This is a genomic window from Vreelandella sp. L-15 (assembly GCF_056857635.1).
In genome coordinates this window covers 1-22,661 of record NZ_JBSXNN010000041.1, presented here as the reverse complement: position 1 = coordinate 22,661, position 22,661 = coordinate 1, and the positions used below count along the sequence as shown (strand labels likewise).

Annotated in this window: 25 protein-coding genes and 1 tRNA gene; 9 read left to right on the top strand and 17 right to left on the bottom strand. The window is 54.7% G+C overall.

Annotated features, from left to right (window positions below; all coding sequences use genetic code 11):
* Positions 1-8 precede the first annotated feature (8 nt).
* The 4 genes from AC13CY_RS05355 (at position 9) to AC13CY_RS05340 (ending at position 5,476) form a co-directional block, all read left to right on the top strand.
* Positions 9-2,264, top strand: a complete 2,256-nt coding sequence (locus AC13CY_RS05355; protein WP_062374483.1) for a bifunctional prephenate dehydrogenase/3-phosphoshikimate 1-carboxyvinyltransferase — start codon at positions 9-11, stop codon at positions 2,262-2,264.
* Positions 2,254-2,943 carry a (d)CMP kinase gene (cmk, locus tag AC13CY_RS05350; RefSeq protein WP_483052370.1) on the top strand — a complete coding sequence of 230 codons (690 nt, stop codon included), beginning with the start codon at positions 2,254-2,256 and terminating at the stop codon, positions 2,941-2,943. The genes AC13CY_RS05355 and cmk overlap by 11 nt, the downstream gene beginning before the upstream one ends.
* A 184-nt stretch (positions 2,944-3,127) precedes the next feature.
* Positions 3,128-4,807, top strand: a complete 1,680-nt coding sequence (gene rpsA / locus AC13CY_RS05345) for a 30S ribosomal protein S1 (RefSeq protein WP_044627967.1) — start codon at positions 3,128-3,130, stop codon at positions 4,805-4,807.
* A gap of 294 nt (positions 4,808-5,101) precedes the next feature.
* Entirely contained in the window at positions 5,102-5,476 is a 375-nt protein-coding gene (locus tag AC13CY_RS05340; protein WP_054641181.1) for a histone-like nucleoid-structuring protein, MvaT/MvaU family, read from the top strand.
* A 486-nt stretch (positions 5,477-5,962) separates the two neighbouring features.
* Here the strand turns inward: AC13CY_RS05340 and AC13CY_RS05335 are convergent, their stop codons facing one another.
* Positions 5,963-6,289, bottom strand: coding sequence for a helix-turn-helix domain-containing protein (locus tag AC13CY_RS05335; RefSeq protein ID WP_228168613.1), 327 nt, complete (start codon positions 6,287-6,289; stop codon positions 5,963-5,965).
* A 382-nt stretch (positions 6,290-6,671) separates the two neighbouring features.
* Here AC13CY_RS05335 and AC13CY_RS05330 point away from each other — a divergent pair, with 382 nt between their 5' ends.
* Complete coding sequence (locus AC13CY_RS05330) at positions 6,672-7,016, top strand: hypothetical protein (RefSeq protein ID WP_062360729.1); 345 nt, start codon at positions 6,672-6,674, stop codon at positions 7,014-7,016.
* Here the strand turns inward: AC13CY_RS05330 and AC13CY_RS05325 are convergent.
* From AC13CY_RS05325 to pilB, 6 genes are all read right to left on the bottom strand, one after another.
* Positions 7,013-7,885 (bottom strand): DNA replication terminus site-binding protein, encoded by an 873-nt coding sequence (locus AC13CY_RS05325; protein WP_044627964.1) that lies wholly within the window; start codon positions 7,883-7,885, stop codon positions 7,013-7,015. The two genes, AC13CY_RS05330 and AC13CY_RS05325, sit on opposite strands and share 4 nt — an antisense overlap.
* A gap of 17 nt (positions 7,886-7,902) precedes the next feature.
* The gene (yacG, locus tag AC13CY_RS05320; protein WP_044627963.1) at positions 7,903-8,136 is read right to left on the bottom strand and encodes a DNA gyrase inhibitor YacG; all 234 of its coding nucleotides are present in this window, start codon (positions 8,134-8,136) and stop codon (positions 7,903-7,905) included.
* Positions 8,137-8,151: 15 nt separating this feature from the next.
* Positions 8,152-8,748: a dephospho-CoA kinase gene (gene coaE / locus AC13CY_RS05315; RefSeq protein WP_172514451.1), complete on the bottom strand. Its 597-nt coding sequence runs from the start codon at positions 8,746-8,748 to the stop codon at positions 8,152-8,154.
* An 84-nt stretch (positions 8,749-8,832) separates the two neighbouring features.
* Positions 8,833-9,678: a prepilin peptidase gene (locus AC13CY_RS05310; protein ID WP_137092929.1), complete on the bottom strand. Its 846-nt coding sequence runs from the start codon at positions 9,676-9,678 to the stop codon at positions 8,833-8,835.
* Positions 9,679-9,742: 64 nt separating this feature from the next.
* Positions 9,743-10,975, bottom strand: a complete 1,233-nt coding sequence (locus tag AC13CY_RS05305; RefSeq protein ID WP_172514452.1) for a type II secretion system F family protein — start codon at positions 10,973-10,975, stop codon at positions 9,743-9,745.
* Between the two features lie 3 nt (positions 10,976-10,978).
* A complete protein-coding gene (pilB, locus tag AC13CY_RS05300; RefSeq protein WP_172514453.1) occupies positions 10,979-12,736 on the bottom strand; it encodes a type IV-A pilus assembly ATPase PilB in 1,758 nt (585 codons plus the stop codon).
* A gap of 219 nt (positions 12,737-12,955) precedes the next feature.
* Here pilB and AC13CY_RS05295 point away from each other — a divergent pair, with 219 nt between their 5' ends.
* The 4 genes from AC13CY_RS05295 to AC13CY_RS05280 all read left to right on the top strand — a co-directional run bounded on the left by AC13CY_RS05295 (position 12,956) and on the right by AC13CY_RS05280 (position 15,313).
* Positions 12,956-13,462 (top strand): pilin, encoded by a 507-nt coding sequence (locus tag AC13CY_RS05295; protein WP_074210622.1) that lies wholly within the window; start codon positions 12,956-12,958, stop codon positions 13,460-13,462.
* A 315-nt stretch (positions 13,463-13,777) separates the two neighbouring features.
* A complete protein-coding gene (locus AC13CY_RS05290; RefSeq protein ID WP_044627957.1) occupies positions 13,778-14,236 on the top strand; it encodes an anti-virulence regulator CigR family protein in 459 nt (152 codons plus the stop codon).
* Positions 14,237-14,323: 87 nt separating this feature from the next.
* Positions 14,324-15,139, top strand: coding sequence for an inositol monophosphatase family protein (locus AC13CY_RS05285; RefSeq protein ID WP_044627956.1), 816 nt, complete (start codon positions 14,324-14,326; stop codon positions 15,137-15,139).
* A 97-nt stretch (positions 15,140-15,236) separates the two neighbouring features.
* A tRNA-Pro gene (locus tag AC13CY_RS05280) sits at positions 15,237-15,313 on the top strand.
* A gap of 503 nt (positions 15,314-15,816) precedes the next feature.
* Here AC13CY_RS05280 and AC13CY_RS05275 read toward each other — a convergent pair.
* The 10 genes from AC13CY_RS05275 to AC13CY_RS05230 all read right to left on the bottom strand — a co-directional run bounded on the left by AC13CY_RS05275 (position 15,817) and on the right by AC13CY_RS05230 (position 22,180).
* A complete protein-coding gene (locus tag AC13CY_RS05275) occupies positions 15,817-16,131 on the bottom strand; it encodes an HGGxSTG domain-containing protein (RefSeq protein WP_074210621.1) in 315 nt (104 codons plus the stop codon).
* A gap of 325 nt (positions 16,132-16,456) precedes the next feature.
* A complete protein-coding gene (locus AC13CY_RS05270) occupies positions 16,457-16,933 on the bottom strand; it encodes a hypothetical protein (RefSeq protein WP_074210620.1) in 477 nt (158 codons plus the stop codon).
* A 12-nt stretch (positions 16,934-16,945) separates the two neighbouring features.
* The gene (locus AC13CY_RS05265; RefSeq protein ID WP_074210619.1) at positions 16,946-17,218 is read right to left on the bottom strand and encodes a hypothetical protein; all 273 of its coding nucleotides are present in this window, start codon (positions 17,216-17,218) and stop codon (positions 16,946-16,948) included.
* Positions 17,208-17,930, bottom strand: coding sequence for a hypothetical protein (locus tag AC13CY_RS05260; protein ID WP_139296673.1), 723 nt, complete (start codon positions 17,928-17,930; stop codon positions 17,208-17,210). The genes AC13CY_RS05265 and AC13CY_RS05260 overlap by 11 nt, the downstream gene beginning before the upstream one ends.
* Complete coding sequence (locus AC13CY_RS05255) at positions 17,920-19,872, bottom strand: DUF927 domain-containing protein (protein ID WP_074210617.1); 1,953 nt, start codon at positions 19,870-19,872, stop codon at positions 17,920-17,922. Before AC13CY_RS05255 ends, AC13CY_RS05260 begins: the two co-directional genes overlap by 11 nt.
* The gene (locus AC13CY_RS05250) at positions 19,869-20,819 is read right to left on the bottom strand and encodes a toprim domain-containing protein (RefSeq protein WP_083602208.1); all 951 of its coding nucleotides are present in this window, start codon (positions 20,817-20,819) and stop codon (positions 19,869-19,871) included. Before AC13CY_RS05250 ends, AC13CY_RS05255 begins: the two co-directional genes overlap by 4 nt.
* A 12-nt stretch (positions 20,820-20,831) precedes the next feature.
* Entirely contained in the window at positions 20,832-21,077 is a 246-nt protein-coding gene (locus tag AC13CY_RS05245; RefSeq protein ID WP_074210616.1) for a hypothetical protein, read from the bottom strand.
* Positions 21,067-21,393, bottom strand: coding sequence for a hypothetical protein (locus tag AC13CY_RS05240; protein ID WP_074210615.1), 327 nt, complete (start codon positions 21,391-21,393; stop codon positions 21,067-21,069). The genes AC13CY_RS05245 and AC13CY_RS05240 overlap by 11 nt, the downstream gene beginning before the upstream one ends.
* Positions 21,390-21,596, bottom strand: a complete 207-nt coding sequence (locus AC13CY_RS05235; protein WP_074211608.1) for a hypothetical protein — start codon at positions 21,594-21,596, stop codon at positions 21,390-21,392. The genes AC13CY_RS05240 and AC13CY_RS05235 overlap by 4 nt, the downstream gene beginning before the upstream one ends.
* Positions 21,597-21,871: 275 nt before the next feature.
* Entirely contained in the window at positions 21,872-22,180 is a 309-nt protein-coding gene (locus AC13CY_RS05230; protein ID WP_054641745.1) for a hypothetical protein, read from the bottom strand.
* Positions 22,181-22,661: the final 481 nt, after the last annotated feature.

Genomic DNA, 22,661 nt, shown 5'->3' with positions numbered 1-22,661 from the left:
GGCGTGAAGTGTGTCATGAACCGCGAATTTTAATCGTCGGGCTGGGCTTAATTGGTGGTTCGCTAGCAGCGGCGCTGCGCGCTTCTGGTTTTTCCGGGGAAATTATTGCCTGCGACCCTAATAAAGACGAGATTGCTCTAGGTATTGAGCTGGGGCTTGTTAACGCTGGCGGCACGCAGCTAGCTGAGCTGCTGGATGATGTTTCCATGGTGGTCCTGGCAGTGCCCGTACTGGCAATGGAAAGCGTGATGACCGCACTGGCCCAGGCGCTTCCTAACGCGGCTGATGATGTAGTGATCACCGATGTGGGTAGTACCAAAGCCACCATTCGTGAATGTGCCGAACGCGTGTTTGGTTACGTATTACCTAATATCGTCTTAGGGCATCCTATCGCGGGCTCAGAAAAGAGTGGTGTGGCAGCGGCCAACCCGACGCTTTATGTTAATCACAAAGTGATTCTGACGCCCGAACCTAACGTCGATGCTGATGCACTAGCACGCGTGGAAAAGCTCTGGCAGACGTGTGGTGCAGAAGTCTTGCAAATGAGCGTCGAGCGCCACGATCAGGTGCTGGCACGCACGAGTCACCTGCCGCACCTTTTGGCGTTCTCTCTAGTGGATACGCTGGCGCGTCAGGATGAGCGGCTGGATATTTTTCGTTACGCTGCGGGCGGATTTCGTGATTTTACCCGTATTGCAGGCAGCGACCCGGTCATGTGGCGGGATATTTTTATCGCCAACCGAGAAGCAGTGCTGTCGTCACTAGACGACTTTGAAGCAGGGTTAAAGCGTCTTCGTTGCGCCGTTGAAAGCGGTGATAGCGATGCGCTAATTGCAACGTTTGATCGTGCCAGCCACGCGCGACACTATTTTGATACGTTATTGAATAAAACCAGTTATCAGGCGGAATATCATATGCAACCACACGGTAAAGTGACTTATCGCGTGCAGCCAGGCGGCCAAGCGCAAGGCCGTCTTCGCGTGCCGGGCGATAAATCCATATCCCATCGCTCTATTATGCTGGGTGCTCTGGCGGAAGGTGTGACGGAAGTAAAAGGCTTCTTGGAAGGTGAGGATAGCCTAGCGACTCTACAAGCTTTTCGCGAGATGGGCGTGGCCATTGAGGGGCCGCACCAGGGGCGAGTCACTATCCACGGTGTGGGCATGCAGGGTTTGAAAGCGCCCGCAGGGCCGCTCTATGTAGGCAACTCCGGTACGGCTATGCGGCTCTTTGCCGGTTTGCTGGCGGGCCAATCTTTCGATAGCGAGCTGACCGGCGATGAGTCGCTCTCTAAGCGGCCGATGGGGCGTGTGGCAGATCCGCTGCGTCTGATGGGCGCTACCATCGATACCGCCGAAGGCGGCCGTCCGCCGTTAAAGATCCACGGCGGTGCGCCGCTGAAAGGTATTTACTACGACATGCCGATGGCCAGCGCGCAGGTAAAGTCATGCCTGCTGCTTGCTGGGCTCTATGCCGAAGGTGAAACCCGTGTGCGCGAGCCAGCTCCTACCCGTGACCATACCGAGCGTATGCTTAACGGCTTTGGATACGCCGTTTCACGCGAAGGGGATACCTGTTGGCTACAAGGTGGCGGACAATTAACGGCTGGGTCGATTGATGTGCCCTCCGATATTTCGTCAGCGACGTTCTTCCTTGTCGCAGCTGCCATTACGCCGGGCTCGGATATCACGTTAGAGCATGTAGGTATCAATCCAACCCGCATTGGCGTGATCAATATTTTGAAATTGATGGGCGCCGACTTAACGCTTGAAAACGAACGTGAAGTGGGTGGAGAGCCAGTGGCGGATATTCGTATTCGTTACGCGCCCCTAAAAGGTATTGATATTCCCGTCGATCAAGTGCCGTTGGCTATAGATGAGTTCCCGGCGCTATTCATCGCGGCGGCCAATGCTCATGGCACGACGCGCCTGCGCGGCGCGGAAGAGCTGCGGGTGAAAGAGTCCGACCGTATCCAGGCCATGGCCGATGGCCTTGCTGTGCTTGGCGTTGAGCATACGGTGGTGGAAGACGGTATCGATATTATTGGTAACGGCAACGACAGCGTGCCGAGCTATGGCGGCGGCCGTATCGATAGCTTGGGCGACCACCGTATTGCTATGGCGTTTGCCATTGCGTCGCTACGCGCAGGTGATGAAATCATTATTGACGACTGTGCGAATGTCGCTACCTCGTTCCCGGATTTTGTTGCGCTGGCGCAGCGCATTGGTATGAGTGTTAGCGTGGAGGGTGCTAATGACCGCTAAGGTACCTGTGCTGGCAATCGATGGCCCCGGCGGTGCTGGCAAAGGCACGATTAGCAGCCTTGTGGCCGAGCGTTTAGGTTGGCACCTATTAGACAGTGGGGCACTTTATCGTCTAACGGCCCGGGCGGCCGTCAAGCATCATGTCGCCCTAGATGATGAGGCGGCACTGGCAGCGATTGCCACTAAGCTAGATGTTGCCTTTCCTGTGGTAGATGGTCAGCCTTGCACCTTGTTAGAGGGCGAAGACGTTGGGCAGGTGATTCGTACCGAGCAAGCAGGTGAACTTGCTTCTCAGGTCGCAGCACTGCCTAGTGTGCGCGCAGCACTACTTCAGCGCCAGCGAGATTTTTGCCAATTACCTGGACTGGTGGCAGACGGCCGCGATATGGGAACTGTCGTATTTCCCGAGGCGCCGTTGAAGGTTTTTCTCACCGCCAGCGCCGAAGAACGGGCTCGCAGAAGGCATCTACAGTTGCAGGAAGCAGGGGTGGATGCTAGTCTGTCGAGTCTTTTAAAGGAGATTCAGGCACGCGATGCACGCGATACGCAACGCAGTGTGGCTCCTCTCAAGCCGGCAGATGATGCCATTACGCTTGATACCACGCGCCTGAGCATACCGGAAGTGGTTGATCGGCTGACCGAACTGCTTGCCCAACGCGGCATGTCTAACGGCATTTGATTCTCCCTTGCGGCGTTTTTGGAAAGGTGTCACGACGTGGCAGGGCGATAACTCCATATCAGTGAGCCCGGTCAGGTCTAACCAGCGCTAACGCCTCCAAAAGCAGAGTGACATTAGGCCCGTACTCGCTGGTGGTACGGAGAAGGCAGTTATGCCTCAACAACGTTGATCACGTAGGAAAACCATGAGCGAAAGCTTTGCTGAACTGTTTGAACAGTCTCTTAACGACATCAACATGGAGCCAGGCGCTATCGTCGCGGCCCAGGTTGTCGACATTGACGGTGACTGGGTTACCGTTAACGCTGGTCTGAAATCCGAAGGTCAGATCCCTGCGGCACAATTCCGCGATGAGAATGGTGAACTGACCATCGCTATCGGTGACGACGTTCACGTTGCACTGGAAGCCGTTGAAGATGGCTTCGGTGAAACGCGTCTGTCCCGTGAAAAAGCCAAGCGCGCAGAAGCTTGGAAAATTCTGGAAGCAGCCTTCGAGAAAGACGAAATCGTCAAGGGCGTGATCAACGGTAAAGTCAAAGGCGGCTTCACTGTCGATGTCGACTCTATCCGTGCCTTCTTGCCGGGCTCTCTGGTTGACGTTCGTCCGGTTCGCGACACGGCACATCTGGAAAACAAAGAGCTGGACTTTAAAGTCATCAAGCTTGATCCGAAGCGCAACAACGTCGTTGTATCGCGTCGTGCCGTGCTGGAAGCAGAAAACAGTGCCGAGCGTGAAGCGCTGCTGGCCACTCTGCAAGAAGGTCAGCAAATCAAGGGTATCGTTAAGAACCTGACCGACTACGGTGCTTTCGTAGATCTGGGCGGCGTTGATGGCCTGCTGCACATCACCGACATGGCTTGGAAGCGTATCAAGCATCCGTCTGAAATCGTTGCCGTTGGCGACGAAATCAACGTCAAAGTGCTGAAGTTCGACCGTGAGCGCAACCGCGTTTCACTGGGTCTGAAGCAGCTGGGCGAAGATCCGTGGGTCAACATCAAAGAGCGTTACCCGGAAGGCACCAAAGTGCACGCGGTCGTCACTAATCTGACGGACTACGGCTGCTTTGCTGAGCTGGAAGAAGGCGTTGAAGGTCTGGTTCACGTGTCTGAAATGGACTGGACCAACAAGAACATTCATCCGTCTAAAGTCGTTCAAGTGGGCGATGATGTTGACGTGATGGTTCTTGATATCGATGAAGAGCGTCGTCGCATTTCTCTGGGTATCAAGCAGTGCACTGCTAATCCGTGGGAAACGTTCAACGCTGAATACAACAAGGGCGACCGTGTTTCCGGTACCATCAAGTCAATCACTGACTTCGGTATCTTTATCGGCCTTGAAGGCGGTATCGACGGTTTGGTTCACCTGTCCGACATCTCTTGGACAGAGACTGGCGAAGAAGCCGTTCGCAACTTCAAGAAAGGCGACGAAGCAGAAGCCGTTATTCTGTCTATCGACCCGGAGCGTGAGCGCATCTCCCTGGGTATCAAGCAAATGGATTCCGATCCGGTTGCTGAGTACCTGTCAGTGAATGACAAGGGCAGCATTGTTACCGGTCGCGTTGTAGAAGTTGACGCTAAAGAAGCACACGTTGAGCTGGCAACTGACGTTATTGCCATTCTTAAAGCGTCTGAAATTAGCGCAGACCGCGTTGAAGATGCACGCAATGTGCTGAACGAAGGCGACAGCGTTGAAGCGCGTATTGTCAGCGTCGATCGTAAGAGCCGTCAGATCAATCTGTCGGTGAAAGCGAAAGAGCAAGACGACACTCGTCAGAACCTGAAGAAACTGCGTGACCAAGAGCCGGAAGCAGCAGGTGGCCCGACCACTATCGGTGATCTGATCAAGCAGCAGATGGGTCAAGACTAAATTATTAGTTTTTCCTACTAAAACGCCGCCCAAAAGGGCGGCGTTTTTTTGCAAAAATTTTACACACTTTTCTTTGTTGGCTTAGTCAGAAGTAAGTGGATGATTGGGTTAATAAGCAAAGGCTTTAAAGCGCTATTGTGGATTGTAAAATTGTTTAGTAAATGGACCAAAATGAACTAGACTGTTGTCAATTACAGAGTTTAAGGCAATAATGTGTCCGCATCCTGAACTAATCGGTATTGAGTTGCCCAGCTGAATGCCATCGCAGTTAAAACCAAGCTAAAAGGATTTCCTATGTCACTGTTAAACGACTACATTCAAAAAGAGCAGCAGCTTAAACAGCTTCAAGAAGAGCTGCAGCGTCTTGAAGGCGACCAGCGCCTGAAAAGCGAGCTTGAGTTTAAAGCTAAACTTGAAGCACTGATGAACGAGTTTGGTAAGCGTCCTGCAGATGTAATTGCGCTTTTGGATCCGACTACTGATCAGCGCAGTGCCAAAGCAGCGCCGGCCGCCTCTGCTCGCCGTAAGCGTCGTTTAAAAATCTATAAGAACCCGCATACTGGTGAAGTGATCGAAACCCGTGGTGGGAACCATAAAGGTCTGCGTAGCTGGAAAGATGAGCATGGTGATGAAGCTGTCGAGTCCTGGTTCGTGCGCATGGAAGACTAAGTAGTTTAACCGGCATTTCTAATAGAAATGCCGGTTTTGTTTTTAGAGGGTTAGTTTCAAGCAGCGACCTAGAAGACTGGCTGGGAAGTCAGCAGGGTTTGGCGCTGCGGACTAGCCAGCCACTAGTTCAGCATCAACCAGTTCAATAAATGTGCGTTGCTTCTCTCAGTAGTGGCACCCGCAGCTCTAAGTGATCGGGATGCCATAAAATCCGTGGGGATTCTCCACTAATGTGAAAGCGATGTTGTTGATTGAGCAGCTGCAGTAGCGTTGATGTCAATGCATCTGATAGCTCATCAAAATCATCAAAGAAGGTTTTTGCATAGTGTTGTGCAGGAATTTCAATGCGCCGGTAAGCAACTGGTAGGGCTAAATTTTCTGTATTTGCTGTGTGGGTTAAATAGAGACCAATGTCAGTTCTTGACTTGCGTACCTTAGCGCCTGCCTCAAGGGCGTCAACTTTGTCTGCGAGCAGGTCAGGTAGCGCTACTGTAGGTGTCGCACGCTGCTAAAAGACTGGCGATAATGCCTAGGCGTCAGCTGATAGCGCCGCTGAAATGCGCGCGAAAACGATGAATGGTTTGCATACCCGCAGCGAATGGCAATATGCGCTATATTTTGTGGGGTAAGCGATAGCAAGACCGCTGCTCGCTCTAAGCGCCTCTGCTCACGATAAGCGCTAGGAGAGGTGTTGAAGCAGTGACGAAATTGCCGCCGTATCTGTGACGCTGAATATCCCAAGTGATTAGCAAGGTCTTCTATACTTAGCGATTGGTCAAGCGTGTCCTGTAGCCAGATCTCAGCTCGCGACATTGCATTGAACATTATCTGGCCTCCCATGCGTGAGTCATACAGGTCAGTTGATAGCTTGCCTGTGATGCACCCTCCCGGTGCTTGTTGTTGCTGGTAACCTGGTGGTCCATGACTTTTATCGTTGCCACCAGTGTTTGAGTGTTATCTACAGAGCGGCCATCCATGGCTCGTGATGGAACGTGATGCGTTTGACGTTCGATAGATAGCCGGATAATCATTATTACCGATTAGTGGCTTCATCACGATAGTGTCTTTATGCTGCTAAGCTGAAGCAAAGGCAAGTTTGCTATGAGAGTTTACGCGTTTGTGCACAGTTTTTTGTAAATAAAGTCTGTTTTGCAGACATATCGACCATCCCAAGTAAGGTGTAAATGAAACATCGATGAAATATCAAAAGGTTCAAAAACAACTGGATGAGCGTGAAAAGCTGCGTAAGTTTCGTGAGCTGGATGACGCCTTTGCGCAAGCATTGCGTCAGTTGGAAGATCCTGATAGTGACTTTGATATTCCAACAGGGCCCCCTGTACGCTCTTTAGCGGCGCTTGAGGCTGATGATCAGGCTGAGCGGCAGAAGGAACAGGATCTGCTGTTCAGCCAGCGCTTCAAGGCCTTGCTGAAGGAGTATGATTTATCAGAGGGTGGAGTAAGCGAACTGATACAGACGCTATTGGCCTACGGACTATGGGAGGTGGATCGCATGCCCGCCCAAAGTGGCAGTGGGCACTAACGGTAGCGATATACCCGCAAGCTAGGTAGAAATACGTCACTCTCCAGCTTTTCATCCCGACGCTTTGCCCGCGTACGCTGCGCGGGCGGCTCTAGGGGCGGCATTTTAATATGTGGCAAGCGATTTTCAGGGGCGGGAACAATAAGCGGCATGGCAATATTTAATGCGCGCCGGGTATGGCCGTCTTCTAGTGGTTCTGTAAAAAACAGGTTGCCGCGCATGAGCGGGGCTTGGTTTTGTACCTGTGCTAGCGGTTCGCTGCTTGGTATTCCCGCTAGTCTACGTAGCTGAATGCGGATATGTGGCGAGTCGGTATCTAACTGCAAGAGTTTTTGCTCTGCTTCTTGTACGGTAATTTTTTTTATTGAGCGGCCACTGCTATACCAAGCAAAGCGAACGCGCGATACCGGTGCCGGGGCAATAGGAAGGTGCCGCCAACACTGCTTAAGGTGCAAGCGCGCCAAGCCACCCTGACGCAGCACGTTATCCACGTCTGGGTGGCGTTGAGGCAAGCGGTGTTTGGCTTGGCTGAGTGTATTTGGCTGTGCCTGTTTAATATGCTGAAGCAGGTCGCTAATGTGTGCTTTAGCGCGGTTAACCGCCGTAAATTTTTCAAGTAATTCATCATCTGCTGCGATAAGCGCAATGTAGTTACGCGTCTCGCGCCCATCTTGGCCCTGCTGATGCCACATATCGAGCAGGGCTTGGCGTAGCCAAGACCTACCCCCAGGGTAGGGCTGAAAGTGCCATGTGGCTGATTGCTGCTGCTCATAATAAGTGGCTGCATGATCTATAGCTGCCATCAAGTCATCGAAACGGGCATCCAGCTCATGCAGCAAGTGGTAAACGGGCAGGGCATTATCGTTCATGGCAGAACACTCATGGGCTAAGAGAGCGGGGCGTCTCTATCCGCTTGGGCAAGCAGCGCGTCCAAATCGGCTTCATCCATCGCGGATTCGCCCGAAATGCGGTGAGACTCTTCCGCCCAAGCGCCTAGGTCAAGCAGCTGGCATCGTTTGCTGCAAAAAGGGCGGTAGGCGCTCTCTGGGCTCCAGACGACTGGCTTGCTGCATTGAGGGCAAGCGACCTCTAGCGGTGCATCGTTAGCGGGTGTTGGCATAGAACTCTCCTTGAGCTAGAGGTATTTATTTCGGTAGTGCTGATCAAGCTGCGTTACCTGTTGCATCATCGAAGCATGGTCTCCGCTGTTATCAATAACATCATTGGCCTTAGTAAGGCGCTCTTCACGGGGAAGCTGGGCGGCGAGAATAGCATGCACTTGAGCCTCGCTCACGTCGTCTCGCGCACGTGTCCGCGAAAGCTGCAGCTCAACGGGCACATCGACTACAACGGTGCGATCCACCAGCTTGTCTTGGCCTGACTCAAATAACAACGGCGATACCAGCAGCACATACGGTGATTGGCGCTGCAAGCGCTCTAGATGTACGAGAATGCGTTCGCGCACGCGAGGATGGGTCACCGACTCCAGCCATTTGCGCTCGGTAGGGTTGTCAAACACTATGCTGCGCAGAGCTGACCGGTTTAACGTGCCGTCAGCGTGTAGTACATCATTTCCGAAGTGTTCGCTGATAGCCGCTAGCGCTGGTTCGCCAGGCATGACGACTTCCCTGGCCACATCGTCGGCGTCTACCCAGCCGATTCCCAGCGAACCAAACGCCCGAGCAACGGTAGACTTACCGGAACCGATACCGCCTGTTAACCCAACAATCATGGCTGTTCCCTAAATAGTGGCGCTGCTCATCGTCATGGGCATAGATAATAGCTGGCCACAGTAAGATGGACGAAATGACCAATGCTAATATAGCAGTGACGTATAGAGCGCCATCAGCTCATCGCCCGCTAATAAGCAAACCCAACCCGCCAGGGCTAGAAAAGGGCCAAAAGGCAGCGGCTGGCCGCGCAAATGAGGGGAGCTGGCTTGCGCCGCCAAGCCCACAAGGGCACCAATGCCTGCCGATACGATCAACAGTAATGGCAGCATGGGCCAACCGACCCAGGCGCCTAACGCCGCTAGCAGCTTAAAATCGCCAAACCCCATACCCTCTTTGCCCGTTAATAGCTTAAACAGCCAGTAAAAGCTCCAGAGGATTAAGTAGCCAGCCATCGCGCCGATTACCGCGCTGGGCAACATAATGGGCTGAAAGATCAGCTGATAGAGCAAGCCCGCCCAGAGCAAGGGCAGGGTTAACATATCCGGCAGCAAATACGTACGAAAATCGATAACCGCCAGCGCCAAAAGTGTTAAGCAGGCCGCATAAATAAACAGGGCGCTTGCTGTTGTGCCATAAAGCGCCACAACGGCCACCGCTAATAGCCCGCCCATCAGTTCAACCAGTGGGTACTGTGCACTAATGGGAGATTGGCAGTTTGCGCACTTACCGCGCCGTTTTAACCAGCCAAGCAGCGGTAAGTTATCATGCCACGCAATCGGATGCTCGCAGCGCGGGCACATCGAGCCAGGGGTTGCGAGATTAAAGCGGGGCGCTGTTTCTGCCGGAAACTCCAGCGAAGCTAGGGCTTCATTGCGCCAGCGCCTCATCAGCATGACCGGTAGGCGAGTAATCACCACATTTAAAAAGCTGCCAAAACAAAGCCCGAGTAGAAGAGCAGGCGCCCACTCGAGCGGTGAAGGGAGATACATAAATGTCCTTTTTAACTGCCTGAAAATAGGAGAGGCCACCGTGGGCAGCGCATGTAGAAAACGGCTATAACGCAGAGCCTAAATTGACAATTGGCAAGTACATGGACACGACAACACCGCCGACTAATAAGCCCAACACAACGATAATAACGGGTTCCATTAACGATGTGAGTGCATCCACTTTGTTATCAACTTCCTCTTCGTAATAATCTGCCACTCGATTCAGCATGGCATCTAAAGAGCCTGCCTCCTCACCGATACTGACCATTTGAACCGCCAGGGCTGGAAAACGATTTGTCATGCGCATCGCAAAATGTAATTGCTGCCCCGTCGCCACGTCTTGGCGAGTTTGCACCACGGCGTGTTCGTAAACCTTATTGCCGGTTGCTCCGGCGGCTGTGTCTAACCCTTCTACCAGTGGGACACCGGAAGAAAATGTGGTGGCCAATGTGCGAGAAAAACGCGCAACCGCAGATTTATGCATGATGTCGCCGATAATCGGTAATCGAAGTAGTAATGCATGCATGCGGTAAGCGATATTTGGTGAACGCTGGATGCCTTGTTTAAGCAAGAATATGGCCGCTACCAGCGCGCCAAATGCTGTTAGCCAGTACTGTTGGGCAAGCTTCGATAGATTTACCGTCATTTGCGTAAGCGCAGGTAGTTCCGCCCCGAAGCTTTGAAACATGCTTTCAAATTCAGGGACCACTTTCACCAGAAGCAGCATGGTAACCGCTATGCCAATCGCCATGACCGCAGTGGGATACCACAGCGCCTTTTTAACACGTGCTTTCAGGGATTCTACTTTCTCTTTATAGGTTGCAACGCGATCCAGCATTTGATCTAGGGCGCCTGCTTGTTCACCAGCATCTACCAAGTTAACAAACAGGCGATCAAAATGTTTTGGGTGTTGGCGAAGCGCATCCGAGAAGCTAGAGCCAGAAGACACATCGCTCATCATTTGCTGTATCAGGGCCACCATGGCCGGTTTTTTTAGGCTTTCAGCGACTACTTGAAGCGCTTGTAAAAGTGGGATGCCTGCTCGAATCATGGTGGCCATTTGACGCGCAAACACCATGATGTCGTTAGGGTTGATGCGGCCGTTGCCGCCAATGCTGCCTTTTTTAGTGATACGCCGAATATCAATATTTTGTTTGGCGAGTTCGGCGGTGACTTCCGCTTTGCTGCGGCCGATCATTTCGCCGCTTAACGTTCTGTTTTGGGGGCCTTTGCCTATCCACTTCCAGCGCGATAACTTGATGGCGGGAGTTTGGCGTCTACGAGCACGTTTAGCCATGCCTTACTCCTTACTTACGCGGTTAATCTCTTCAAGGCTGGTGATACCTTGCATGACTTTTAATAGGCCGCTGCGATGGAGACTGGGATAGCCTTCCCTGCGGGCCTGCTGGTCAATTTCTAGCGAATTAGCATCGCGCATGATGAGCTGACGCATCGATTCTGTAATGGGAACAACTTCATAGATACCAATCCGCCCTTTGTAACCTTGGGTGCAGTGTTTACAACCCACGGCTTTATATAGGGTGGCTTGGTTAATCTCCTCATTGTTTAGCCCCTCTTTTTGAAGCGCCTTACGCGGTATTTCAATGGGCTCTTTACAATGGTGGCAAAGTTTACGCGCTAAGCGCTGTGCAATAATTAAACTAACGGCGCTTGCAATGTTGAAGGACGAAACGCCCATGTTGGCTAATCGTGTGAGTGTTTCGGCTGCCGAGTTAGTATGCACCGTAGAGAGCACCAAGTGGCCGGTTTGGGCAGCTTTTACCGCAATGTCCGCTGTTTCCAGGTCGCGTATTTCTCCCACCATCACAACGTCCGGGTCCTGGCGAAGGAAGGCGCGCAGGGCGCTGGCAAAGTCGAGGCCGATCTTGGGTAGAATGTTTACCTGGTTAATGCCATCTACTTTGATTTCTACGGGGTCTTCAGCCGTACAAATATTGCGCTCTACTTTATTAAGGATATTAATCCCCGTATAAAGCGAAACGGTTTTACCGCTGCCGGTCGGCCCCGTCACCAAAATCATGCCCTGGGGCTGTTTAAGCGTATGTTCATACATAGCGCGCTGCTCATCGGTGAAACCTAACTGCTCAATGCCTAGCTGAGCCGCCGTAGGGTCTAAAATCCGCAGCACCAGCTTTTCACCGTATACCGTAGGTAGCGAGTTAACCCGAAAATCGAGAGAGCGCGTTCGCGAGAGCTTGAGTTTTATCGCGCCATCCTGGGGTAGACGGCGCTCCGAAATATCCAGCCGAGCCATAATTTTAAGGCGAGCCGCAATACGGTGGCGCATGGCAAAGGGCGGTCTAGCAACTTCAATCAGCATGCCATCAACGCGAAAACGGACGCGGTAGAGCGTTTCATAAGGCTCGAAATGAATATCAGAGGCCCTTTGGCGAATGGCGTCTAATAAAATCTTATTAACAAACTTAACGATGGGCGCATCTTCGCTACTCTGCGACGCTTCCTCAAGAGGAACTTCGTTGCCGTCACTGTTTTGTACAATGTTTAACGAACTCACCGCGTCGTCAATGCCATCTAGCTCATCCAACATGCCGCGTTCGTTCTGGGCGAGATAGTTATTAAGTGCAACAGTGATTTGATCCACCGGGGCAAGCACACCTTCTATGCTTAATCCTGTGGCAAACTGGAGCTCATCTAGCTGGGTAAGCGTTGCTGGATAAGGCACCGCGACGGTTAGGCGGTGGCCATGGCGGGCCAGGGGCAGCACATTAAGATTTTGTAATACTTTAACGGGGTAGTCGGCGGCGGGTGGCAGCGTAGTAAGGCGCAGCGCCTCAAGGTCGATAACCGGAAGACCATACTCCCATCCCGCTGCTACGGTAGCTGCAACAGGGTCGGCCAGCCCGCTTTCAATAACGTGTTGAAGCAGCGAAATTTCGAGATCAGAGGCCGTCGACTGTGCGGTGGCCGCTTGTGCATCGCTTAACACGCCGTGTTTAACCAACCGCTGGGCAATGCCGCGCAGGCCGCCGTGAGCTGCCGCGTGGCTAAGTGTCGATTCAAAAGAGGGTTTAGACATGCACGACCTGTGGTAGCAAAGTGGTCAGAATGCGCATACTTGTACCATACTAAGGGTACTGGCGGCACCACGCTTTTCTAAGCGCACGCGTTCGTACAAATGAACGAAGTAGTGGGCCAAATGTAGTTGAAAAAACACTGTGCGTAAGATAATGTAACTAATGTACATTAATTTTGCTTGGCAATACCTGCCAAGCAAAATCTCCTTGGAGATTTTTAGATGCAAGCAACTGCAAAAAACGCGTTTCGCAACCTCAAGCAGGGCGGTTTCACGCTGATTGAGCTGATGATCGTCGTCGCGATCATCGGCGTATTGGCATCCATCGCCGTGCCGCAGTATCAGAACTATGTGGGACGTGCTCAAGCCGCAGAAGCGTTTACCGCAACAGCAGGCATAAGAACAGATATTGCTGTTTATTACGCTGAAAATGGTTCTTTTCTCGGCTACACCTCTTCTGGCGGAAGCGCTAACTTCAACCAAGGTTCTGCTGGTGCTCTTGATGGCCAGTATATTGGAGAAGTTTCATTAAATGGCACTCAAAACGGTGCCTACAGTGTCGAGTTTGATGCAGGGGTCCACGAGGGGGAAACGATTGTATTTACACCTCTGATTAATGGAAGTCCGGCAGCCGTGAGTGACGCGTCTTCTTCCGCTGGTGGACAGATTTCCGGATGGCGGTGTACAGGGCTAAACGCAACATACTTACCTACTGCTTGTAGAGAGTAATATTTTGCAAAATTAAAGGGGCCTTCTGGCCCCTTTTTTGATGGGAGAGACCAGTCGTGGCCAAAAGTGAGCGCAGCTTTACGCTGATTGAACTGGTGGTAGCGGTGTTAGGCGTACTGGCAGCGGTTGCTGTGCCACAGTGACTATGTGGTGCGTAGGGTTCAGCGATGTATACAAAGCTAATAATAGTGGTGCAGGAATATATGATAGACAGCAGGATGGTGCGTGGGTAAAAGTAACGAGCTAGCCCCTTCCACACTGCCTGCTTATTTGTTACCTACACTAAAGCTCCCTGACCACAGTGGAGCTTTTTTTATGAGCCGTTTACTACATCAACTCTTGATCGGCGCTACCGCGCTTATACTAAGCAGTGCCGCGTTGGCCCAGCCCGCCCATGCGCCAGCCCACGGCGCTCGGGATAACGCTTCCCAGCCAGAGCGCTACCGAGGTGGTGAGGGTCGCTACGAAAGCGATTCGCGCCGTTCCCTTAGCAAGGGTTATGTGGATTTGCCGCGCATTAACGAGCGCGAACTGTTGCGCTTGCTGCGCCGTCACGATGCCCCCCGTGCGGAACCACTGCCTCCTGGCATCCAGCGCAATTTAGAGCGGGGTAAACCTTTGCCACCCGGCATTGCCAAGCGCTTTGACGGCCCCATTGCCCATGAGCTGCCCCGTTACCCAGGATACGAGTGGGAGCGTGTTGGCGCTGATGTGGTGTTAATTGAAGCCGCCACCCGTGTGGTGGTCGATGTGTTGGTGGATGCTTTGCGCTAAGCCGTTCCCATGTGTTGGGGCGTTATGGTAATGCCATGGACCAACGCTTATGCTGAGAAACAACAAACACCCCACTGAGGAGCGAATATGGCGGTTTATACCCTGGAAGCGCGGCTGGCACTGGCCGTAGAGATTGCCGAAGAGGCTGGGCAGATGATTCGTAATGCCCGAGAGCAGCAAGGGTTTAGCCAGCGGCTGAAAGGAGGGATCGAGCTAGTTACTGATGTGGACGTTGCCGTCGACACGCTCATTAGTCGGCGCCTGGAGGAGCGCTTCCCAGAGGAAGCAAGGTTAAGCGAGGAGCTAAGCCCGGAGCATGCGCTGCATACCCCCGCCGAGCAGCTCTGGGTTGTGGATCCGATTGATGGCACCGTTAATTTTGCCCAGGGCCTGCGCCATGTGGCGGTATCAATCGGCTGGATGGAGCAGGGGGTAGGTAAAGTAGGCGTGATACATGCGCCGTTTTTAGGTGAAACCTTTAGTGCAGCAGAGGGCCTAGGCGCATTCTGCAATCAGCAGCCGATTCAGCCGAGCGGCGCTGAGACCCTTGAAAGCACGCTGGTAGGTACCGGCTTTCCCTATCAAAAAGAGCAGCGTAAAAAACTTCTGCCACGCTTAGAAGCAGTACTCACAGGCTGTCAGGATGTCCGGCGTAATGGTTCAGCGGCGCTGGATTTGTGTGATGTGGCCTGCGGCCGTTTAGATGCTTACTACGAAAGCGTATCGCCCTGGGATTTTGTGGCGGGTTGGGTCATTGCTCGTGAAGCAGGCGCGCGGGTGGGGCATTTAAGCGAGGTGCCTGACGGTGTACCGGCAGACCTCTACCCGGAGCAGTTGCTAGTAACTACCCCTAAGGTTTACGACGCCATGGCGTCCTTATTAAAAGCAGCCGACCACGCTTAGTGGCAAGCGATTGAAAAGAAAGCGCAAAAAGTGCTTTTCATTTGGCGTATAAAACGCTAGTATACGCACCGTCTTGAGGCAAATGCCAAACAGACATCGGAGTGTGGCGCAGCTTGGTAGCGCGTTGCAATGGGGTTGCAAAGGTCGCAGGTTCGAATCCTGTCACTCCGACCAAAAAAGACATATAAAACGGTCACTTAGCGAATCACGCGGTGGCCGTTTTTTGTTGCCTAACGTTCTAGGTGACATATAGGTGACAACCGTCTGGAATTTCCGCGTTTTTAGGGGCAGTTTGACAAGCCGTTGCGCCTCTCCATAAGTGTTGCGTTTTGTTGCCTTTACCGTTGCGTTTTTGGTGAATGCCAAAATGGAAACTTATGCTGGAAACCTAATTGGAAACCACACGCGCTTGAGCGTAACCGATGTTGGAAAAACCTTCTCTCCCGCGTGCGCTCGGCGGTGTCGGCAGCGAAGGCTTTCTCTTGTTTGGGCGGCTTCTTATAGCCAATTTCAGGTGGGACAAGTTGTCCCGCCTGATTTTCTTCCGAATCTGGATGCCGCTGCTCCCAAAGTACCTTGCGGCGTTTACCCTCGCCTCAACCTTGCCATCAGCAAAAAGCCCCAGCGGTTGCCAGGGCTTAGATGTCAACTTTTATCACCCTCTCATGGGGTTTAACTCAGCAGCGTATCCCTTGGCGGCGCAGGATCGCCAACACTTCAGAATTATTTGCAGGATCATACGGCTCAGGTTTAGCCGCTGGCGGCTCTGGTCGCTTGGCTCTCGGCCCAGACTTTGGCCCAGTCGATAGACCGCCGTGGAGCTTACAGCGGCCAGAAGCATAAAGGTCGCGACGTTTGCAGGGCGTCCCGGATCGTGTCTTGGCACCACAGCGTAGGTTGTGGCACTCATCCGGTAAGGGTTGCTGGTCGCCGCGTTCATTGGCACGACACCAGGCGCGGTAGCGTTTGCGAAGTTCGTCTTGGCTGTTCATCGACGGTATCCCCCGGTGGTTTCGCGCATCCAGATTGCGTGAAACTATTGCGCGAAAAGTGCGCGGATTGCGTGAAGTACGCACGGTGATTGCGTACCACTTGTGCGTACTTTTTGCCTCCGGAATGCGCACTTTTATTGCGCACCAGACGTGCGCACCAATGACAGGTTTTGACAGATTCGAGGCCGGGCATTCGAACCAGACCTTCGAACCAATTTCGCATGAACAATGCGAACCTAAGGCGCGAACCACCTTAGGGTTACATTAGGGTCTGGGCACGAAACAAAACGCCCCAGCAAAGGCCAGGGCGCGGTTAATGATGTGGTCAGTGTACCCGGTGCGGCGCGGGCGTCTGCTTTATCTGGTCGAGCATCCCCTGCTGTTCTGCATGGTCGAGCAATTCATCCTCTGGCACGTCCAGCGCTTGAGCAATATCGGCCAGGGCATAGACGGCTTGGCCTTGATCGTCGTACCCGGCGGGCTTCAGGTCGGGGAAGTGTTCGTCCATCCCTTGTCGTAACACCTCCAGGATCGGCAGTCGCAGGAACGGCGGATGCTGTTCATCATAGGCGCGGGCAATCATCGTATCTGTATCGCTACGCTCGACGCCTCCAAAGAAGTGACGGCGGGCCTTGCGCTCGACGTTCTCCAGCAGGATACCGATATGGCTGGCCAGTGGTCGTTGCAGGCGCTCAGGTGGGATTGCCAGCTTATGCGCGGCCCATACCTGCCCGGCGGTTAAGTGATCCAGCGGTTGCCCATGGGTAGCGGCTTGGGTCAGTGATTCGCGTGTGATGGTCATGGTATTGGCTCCTTACGCGGCGGGTGGGGGCAGGTCGTCATCAAGTAAAGCGTTCACCAGCCCTTGCAGGCGGGTAAGGCGTACACGCACCAGGGCGGCCAGTGTGCCCGGTGGTAAGCGCTGCTCGATGGCTTCCAGTGTGGCCGCGCAGCCCATTAGCGTCGCTTGATCGGGTGTTGGTTCCAGTGCCAGCCATACCGCGTTGGCGCTCTCTGCTAAGTCGGTGTCGATACTGCGCAGGCTGGCCGCAAGGCGGCGTGCTTCGGTAGTGGCTTCATCCAGCATGGCGGCTACCTCCCCGTAGTTCGTTGTTAGCGGCGCGTCTGCCTGCATTGTCGCGGGCGGCTTCCCGTGGCTCTGCATCGGCTGATTGCTGCCAAGTGGTGACGTAGCGCTGTGCGGCTTGCAGGGCATCCCGTGGTGGCTGCATCCCAAGGCAGCGGTTCAGCAGCCGTTCATCTTCTGGTACCAAAGCGCAGTGCTGACGAATCAAGCGCAGCCATTGCGGGGCATGATCGACGACGGGGGCGGTGGCGGTTGCCTGAGGGATAGCGGCCAAGGGTGGCGGCAAACTAGGCCATACCGCTTTGACGGCTGCCAGCGCTTGCGGATCGCTCAGCAGGCGGCGGCAATGGGCGCGGGCGGTAGCGTCATCCGGTGCGACTTCAAACACGTCATCCAGTACCACGGCCAACTCGGCGGCGGCTTCCTGTGATAGTTGTGCCATGGCCTCACGCGCCAGCGCTTCCACCAGTCCAAGCGAACGGCCCGCCGCTTTCAGGCCACCAATAATGGCGGCAATCTCTGCCGGGGTAGCGAGTTCGGCCTTCATTGCCTGCTTGCCTGTTTGGTGGTGTCCACGGTGTCCATCATGTCCACTTGGCTCAACCATGCGGGTTACAGCGTGGACACGGGGTGGACATGGCATGGTGTCCGGTGTCCATTTGGCCGTGGCCGAATTGCCTACGTAACGCTGATACAGGTTTTCAAGACTCATGCTCGCCCCCTTCATCCGGTCGCACGGCGTACAGCCGTGAACGCTTGCCGTTAATCTGCACACGCACAGAACGGGCGTTACCTTCGCGCTCTGCTATCCAGCCTGCCGAGTCCAGCGCATCCAGCCCACGGCGAGTATCGAAGCCGCGTAACGCTTCTTTCATTGCTTCGTTAGTTAGCAGATAAACGCGGCCCTCTGGATGGTCACGCCAATAACCAGCTCGGTTATGTACGGTGTGGGTTTGCCTGGGGTCGCCGTCTACGTCGCTAAAGCGGCTGTCTCCGTGGCGCTCAATGAAAGCTCGAACGCTGACCAGGATTTGCTCATGCTCGGTTTGCACACCGCCTTGAAAGGTGCGCCAGCCCTTTAAAGCAACTTCTGCGGCTTCCAAGGCTTCACCTTCCCGCCAGCCCGTTAACTCGTACTCGGTCGCCAGCTCCCCGGCCAATGCAATCAGTACCAATGCCTTAGCAGCACGGCCCTGTAAGGGGTGATCGGTGGCGAAAGCAGGCAGCTTGGCAAACCTATCCACTTCGGCGGCTAGGTCGCGTGACTCTCCCACCAGTCGTTCGATGAAAGCGGGGCCAATGTGGCCGTAATGGCGAGTCACTTCACTTTTTAGGTGGTCAGAAAAGGCGCGCCCATCATCCAGGTGATGCAAGCAATCAAAAGCGCCATGCTGACGTTTGGCGGGTATATCCAGAAGGCGCACGGCTTGACCAGCCTTTGGGCGCTGGCCTGCTTCGCTCATGTGGGCGGCCAGTGTGCGCTCCCCGCTGGATAAAATCGCAATACGCCAGCGGTGGGGGCGTCGTGCGGTGCCGTTGCGGCTAGCACGCGCTTTCCCGGTGCCATTGCCCAAGGCGTAGATGGTCGCGCCAATTTCGCGGCCATCGGCCTCGCCTATCTCATCCAGTATTAAGCAGGTATCGCTCAGCGCAGCGGCCACCCCCTCTAAGCCGTTACCCGTAGCGCGCCAAGTACGTATGAACTCAGGGCCACCCCATACGCTGGCGGCGACTTCTAGCGCTGTCGTCTTGCCGTTGGAGCTATCGCCCACCAAGTGAATGCCCGCTGACTTGCGGTGTGTCATATCCAGCAGTGGGCCAGCCAGTGCAGTAGATACCGCCAGGATAAGCAGCGGGTTATTACTACATAGGCTACCAATATGCTCGCGCCAGCTAGCCAAGGTGCCAGCCTGGGCGTAATCGTCCCGAGTGCCGTAATCGCTCTGGAAGGTAATGCGCCTAGCAAGCTCCCCAGTGCCAAGGGTGCGGCGGGGCATGACAAACACACGTCCATCTTCTAGCTGGTGCCAGCCAACGCGGGTTGCCGCTATCACTCGCTCATCAGGCAGGCATTGCGCCAGGTATTTGTTCAGCAGCTTGTAGGCGTCGGGGTTTATCCGTAACCCCATGTTCAGCAGCTCGCCGCGCATTTCCTCACCGCTACCCTTGAGCAAGTGCAATGGCATCGCCCATTCACGCCAGCCGCCATAAGGTGACTTAAAGCGCAGTAATAGCCCGTGGTTATCGTTGCGTTCATCGTGTGTGGCCGCGTTGCACTCCAAGGGGCCGCATATCCATACGTCGTAAGGTTCTGGATCGCCGTCGCCTTTGGGTTGCCGCTGGCCGTGAAAGTACAGGCCGGGCACACCGTAGCGGGTATGGGTTAAGTAGGTGGCAAAGCCAGGACGAAACGGCTCGCTAACCTCAGTAGGTAGTGCGTCTATGTTGTCCGGTTCCACCTCGCGCCCAAGGGTGGCTGCCTCGTCTTGTGGACACGGGCTAGGGGGTGGTGTCCGCTTGGTGTCCACGCTGGAAGCCGCGTGGTTGTCACGGGTGGACATGATGGACATGGTGGACATATCATTTTGGGCAGGGTCGTGTTTGTCGCTGACTTCCCCAAACAAGTCCAGGTTATCGTCTGGCTGCCAACTCATAAGCTACGCTCCTTACGGCACAAGACCACGTCGGCAAAGTCGGTGCAGCGCTGGCAGTCAGCACAGAACGTTGGCATCAGCACCTTGGCCCCAATAGCGAGTGCAGCCAGCCGGGCCTTTGTTGTGCCGGGGTTGCCGTCGGTGAAACGGTCGTCATCAGCGGCCAGGGTGATCGCCACGTTATCCGGTAGGCGCTGGCGCAAACGGCGGGCCACGGGTTCCAGGTTATCGGCGTTGCGGGCGACTACCACGGGCACGCCTATGGCCTCATAAAGCGCGGCAGCGGTTGCCCATCCCTCAGCTATCAGTACGCGGTCAGCATCAACCAGCTTGCCTACTAGCCCGGCCACGCCTTTAGCCCGGCCACCAAACAACGCCTTCTTGGCACCGTCTGGGTAAATGCGCTCAATGTTGACCAGCTCCCCATCATAGAACAGCGGCACCAGCAGCATGGTGTCACGCTGACGTAGGCCGTGCGGTGCTAGTCGCTTCTTGGTTAGGTAGGGGTGTGACGGATCGGCAGCGCCAGCCGTCGCCCACCATCGACGGGCCTGCTCGGCAGTCTTTACTTGTTGAGCGCGGCGCTCTGCGTCTCGCTGCTCCCGTGCCCGCTGTGCGGCTAGACGTGCCTCAGCAGCAGCGGCGGGGTCAGCCTTGCCGCCAGTGGTAACGGTGTGTTGCTCCCCGGTGTGCCAGAAGCCATACACCGCCACTTCCAGCGAAGGGCAGACGTACCAGCCGTTACGGTTGCCCTTCGCCTTGTCGGTGGTGTCAAAGCGGTGAACGGCACCATCGGCATAGATCGCCAGCCCGGTCACGCCATACGCGGCCAGGGCGTCGCCTAGCGCCTGCTCAATGCTGGTATACTGGCGACACTCTGACTTGTGGTTAATACCATGCCCCCGGCGCTCACCACGCCGGGTTTCTTTTGCCGTGATAGCGGCCATACCTTCCCCCCTTCAGCCTCCCGGCTGTAGCGAATCCAATAATTCAGTCATCCGGTGCCCATGCTCGCGGCCTGCTTGGTAGGCGTCATGCTCAGCGGTGCCCGGCTCGAAAGGTGCTGCTTTGTATTGGCAGTGGCTCACGCGCTCATCAAGCCGGGTGGCCAAGCCCAAGCGGTACGGGAATGAACGCGGGGCACTGTGCGCGGCGCTGGCTTCGGCCAGCTCCAGCGGTGTGAAGGGTAAGCGCTTAGCATCCATGAATGGCCTCCCGGCGTTTGCCTTGCCAGTCCTTAATGTCGGCGCGGTGCTTCTTGAGCGCAGCGACGGCATTAGCGGCATCGTCCGACCAGTGGCCGCCTGGGATTTCAAACACGTCATCCACGCCTGTCATGGCCAAAAAGCGTTGGCCGGGCTTCGGGTTGGGGTACTCCACCACGATGTAACACGGCACGGGGGCTTGCTCTAACGCGGCTAAGTCGCAGTCAGCGCGCACGGTGTAGGGCGTATCATCTGCGAAGGCGTAAACGGTGAAGTCGCGGGTAGGTAGGTTTAGGGTGCGGGCGTGGTTGTTCATGCCACACCTCCAGCGCTGCGCGTGGCAGTGTCAGCAAGGCGGGCTTCTAGCTGTTGGGCTTTATCAATGTGGTGGTTGTAGCGCTTTAGGCGGGTGCGTGTGCTGCTATCAGCAAACAAGGCGGCTTTCGCCATAGCGCGGTGGGCAGCGGCACGGCTGGAAAGGTTGCGGGTAATGAGATTGGGCAGGCTTAGTGATGCCATGGGTAGGTCTCCAAGTTTTGTGGAGCCATCCCCGACTGTCGCCAAACAGTTAATGGGGGTGGCTGTACGCAGGTTGGCGAACCGGGAAACTTGGAACCCGGCAGACTTTGCAGTCTCCCACGCACAGCCACCATAAACGCGAACAGTGGACGCAAAAAAAGCGCCTGTTTCGCGGTGGGCGCTAGTGCGCCAAGTTTTGATCCGGTCGCCAAACCAGGCTGACGATTTTGCGCCAGCTCGTGAAGCATAGCGGCGGGCAGTAGCAATGGTCAACATTAAGCTACCTCTCGACGTTTTACATTTTCCTCGGCGATGCTGCTCACGGCGTCACCGTCGCGTAACCATTCCAACACATCAGCCAGGCGATAACGGATACTACGACCACGGCGCACAAACTTAGGCGCTGGGCGGCCAAGCAGTAGGCCAGTGATACGGCTTTTGCGGGCGGTGGCAGGCTGCGCGGGTATCAAGTGCGGGAATACGGCGCGTTCGGGCAGCTCGATTAAGGCGGGGTCAAAGCCTGCACGATAGCGTTCAAGGGCGCTATCTAGCAGGGCGGTAGGGGCTTGGGTTTTGTCAGTCATTGCAGCGTCTCGTTGTTGCTGGGGTACGCTGCTAATGGTGATCTTTAATCTAACGAAGTTGGTGCAGGTGCAAAATGCAGATTGCAAATTACCGACGTTTCTTTCTCTCCCACGCCTTTATGGCGTCTCCAACATGACTCTTTAGCTTGCGTTCCCCCATGTTGGTAACGTCATCCGGTATGGCGTTGAGCATGTCTTCAACAATGCGGGTGGCATTCGGTTTTGCGCCATTTCGATATTCTGGCCCGTGCTGATTGGCGTATAGCTCTGCTAGCAACCCAAATGATTCCAGAATGCGCAGTTCGTCAGTAATAGATTTACTGAATGCCAGTGAGGTGTCGAGTTATTGTCAAATTCTGTGTATGGCCGGTCAGGCGGCAGTCCTGTCTGACTGATCGGTCAAGGGTTCGCCGTCCTTGAACTGGACGTTGTTCACGACCAGCTCCAGCTTGTTGAACCCCTTGATCCGCTTCCAGCGCTT

What these genes read in the sequence shown, in the direction of transcription:
- AC13CY_RS05325 (WP_044627964.1), bottom strand. Translation starts at nt 7,885, where the DNA reads ATGAACGATAATGCCCTGCCCGTTTACCACTTGCTGCATGAGCTGGAT.
- AC13CY_RS05240 (WP_074210615.1), bottom strand. Translation starts at nt 21,393, where the DNA reads ATGAACAACCACGCCCGCACCCTAAACCTACCTACCCGCGACTTCACC.
- AC13CY_RS05335 (WP_228168613.1), bottom strand. Translation starts at nt 6,289, where the DNA reads ATGTCGCGAGCTGAGATCTGGCTACAGGACACGCTTGACCAATCGCTA.
- AC13CY_RS05255 (WP_074210617.1), bottom strand. Translation starts at nt 19,872, where the DNA reads ATGAGTTGGCAGCCAGACGATAACCTGGACTTGTTTGGGGAAGTCAGC.
- AC13CY_RS05340 (WP_054641181.1), top strand. Translation starts at nt 5,102, where the DNA reads ATGTCACTGTTAAACGACTACATTCAAAAAGAGCAGCAGCTTAAACAG.
- AC13CY_RS05285 (WP_044627956.1), top strand. Translation starts at nt 14,324, where the DNA reads ATGGCGGTTTATACCCTGGAAGCGCGGCTGGCACTGGCCGTAGAGATT.
- AC13CY_RS05290 (WP_044627957.1), top strand. Translation starts at nt 13,778, where the DNA reads ATGAGCCGTTTACTACATCAACTCTTGATCGGCGCTACCGCGCTTATA.
- AC13CY_RS05270 (WP_074210620.1), bottom strand. Translation starts at nt 16,933, where the DNA reads ATGACCATCACACGCGAATCACTGACCCAAGCCGCTACCCATGGGCAA.
- AC13CY_RS05230 (WP_054641745.1), bottom strand. Translation starts at nt 22,180, where the DNA reads ATGACTGACAAAACCCAAGCCCCTACCGCCCTGCTAGATAGCGCCCTT.
- AC13CY_RS05250 (WP_083602208.1), bottom strand. Translation starts at nt 20,819, where the DNA reads ATGGCCGCTATCACGGCAAAAGAAACCCGGCGTGGTGAGCGCCGGGGG.
- rpsA (WP_044627967.1), top strand. Translation starts at nt 3,128, where the DNA reads ATGAGCGAAAGCTTTGCTGAACTGTTTGAACAGTCTCTTAACGACATC.
- AC13CY_RS05245 (WP_074210616.1), bottom strand. Translation starts at nt 21,077, where the DNA reads ATGGATGCTAAGCGCTTACCCTTCACACCGCTGGAGCTGGCCGAAGCC.
- AC13CY_RS05330 (WP_062360729.1), top strand. Translation starts at nt 6,672, where the DNA reads ATGAAATATCAAAAGGTTCAAAAACAACTGGATGAGCGTGAAAAGCTG.
- AC13CY_RS05260 (WP_139296673.1), bottom strand. Translation starts at nt 17,930, where the DNA reads ATGAGTCTTGAAAACCTGTATCAGCGTTACGTAGGCAATTCGGCCACG.
- coaE (WP_172514451.1), bottom strand. Translation starts at nt 8,748, where the DNA reads ATGATTGTTGGGTTAACAGGCGGTATCGGTTCCGGTAAGTCTACCGTT.
- AC13CY_RS05305 (WP_172514452.1), bottom strand. Translation starts at nt 10,975, where the DNA reads ATGGCTAAACGTGCTCGTAGACGCCAAACTCCCGCCATCAAGTTATCG.
- AC13CY_RS05295 (WP_074210622.1), top strand. Translation starts at nt 12,956, where the DNA reads ATGCAAGCAACTGCAAAAAACGCGTTTCGCAACCTCAAGCAGGGCGGT.
- cmk (WP_483052370.1), top strand. Translation starts at nt 2,254, where the DNA reads ATGACCGCTAAGGTACCTGTGCTGGCAATCGATGGCCCCGGCGGTGCT.
- pilB (WP_172514453.1), bottom strand. Translation starts at nt 12,736, where the DNA reads ATGTCTAAACCCTCTTTTGAATCGACACTTAGCCACGCGGCAGCTCAC.
- AC13CY_RS05310 (WP_137092929.1), bottom strand. Translation starts at nt 9,678, where the DNA reads ATGTATCTCCCTTCACCGCTCGAGTGGGCGCCTGCTCTTCTACTCGGG.
- AC13CY_RS05235 (WP_074211608.1), bottom strand. Translation starts at nt 21,596, where the DNA reads ATGGCATCACTAAGCCTGCCCAATCTCATTACCCGCAACCTTTCCAGC.
- yacG (WP_044627963.1), bottom strand. Translation starts at nt 8,136, where the DNA reads ATGCCAACACCCGCTAACGATGCACCGCTAGAGGTCGCTTGCCCTCAA.
- AC13CY_RS05265 (WP_074210619.1), bottom strand. Translation starts at nt 17,218, where the DNA reads ATGCTGGATGAAGCCACTACCGAAGCACGCCGCCTTGCGGCCAGCCTG.
- AC13CY_RS05275 (WP_074210621.1), bottom strand. Translation starts at nt 16,131, where the DNA reads ATGAACAGCCAAGACGAACTTCGCAAACGCTACCGCGCCTGGTGTCGT.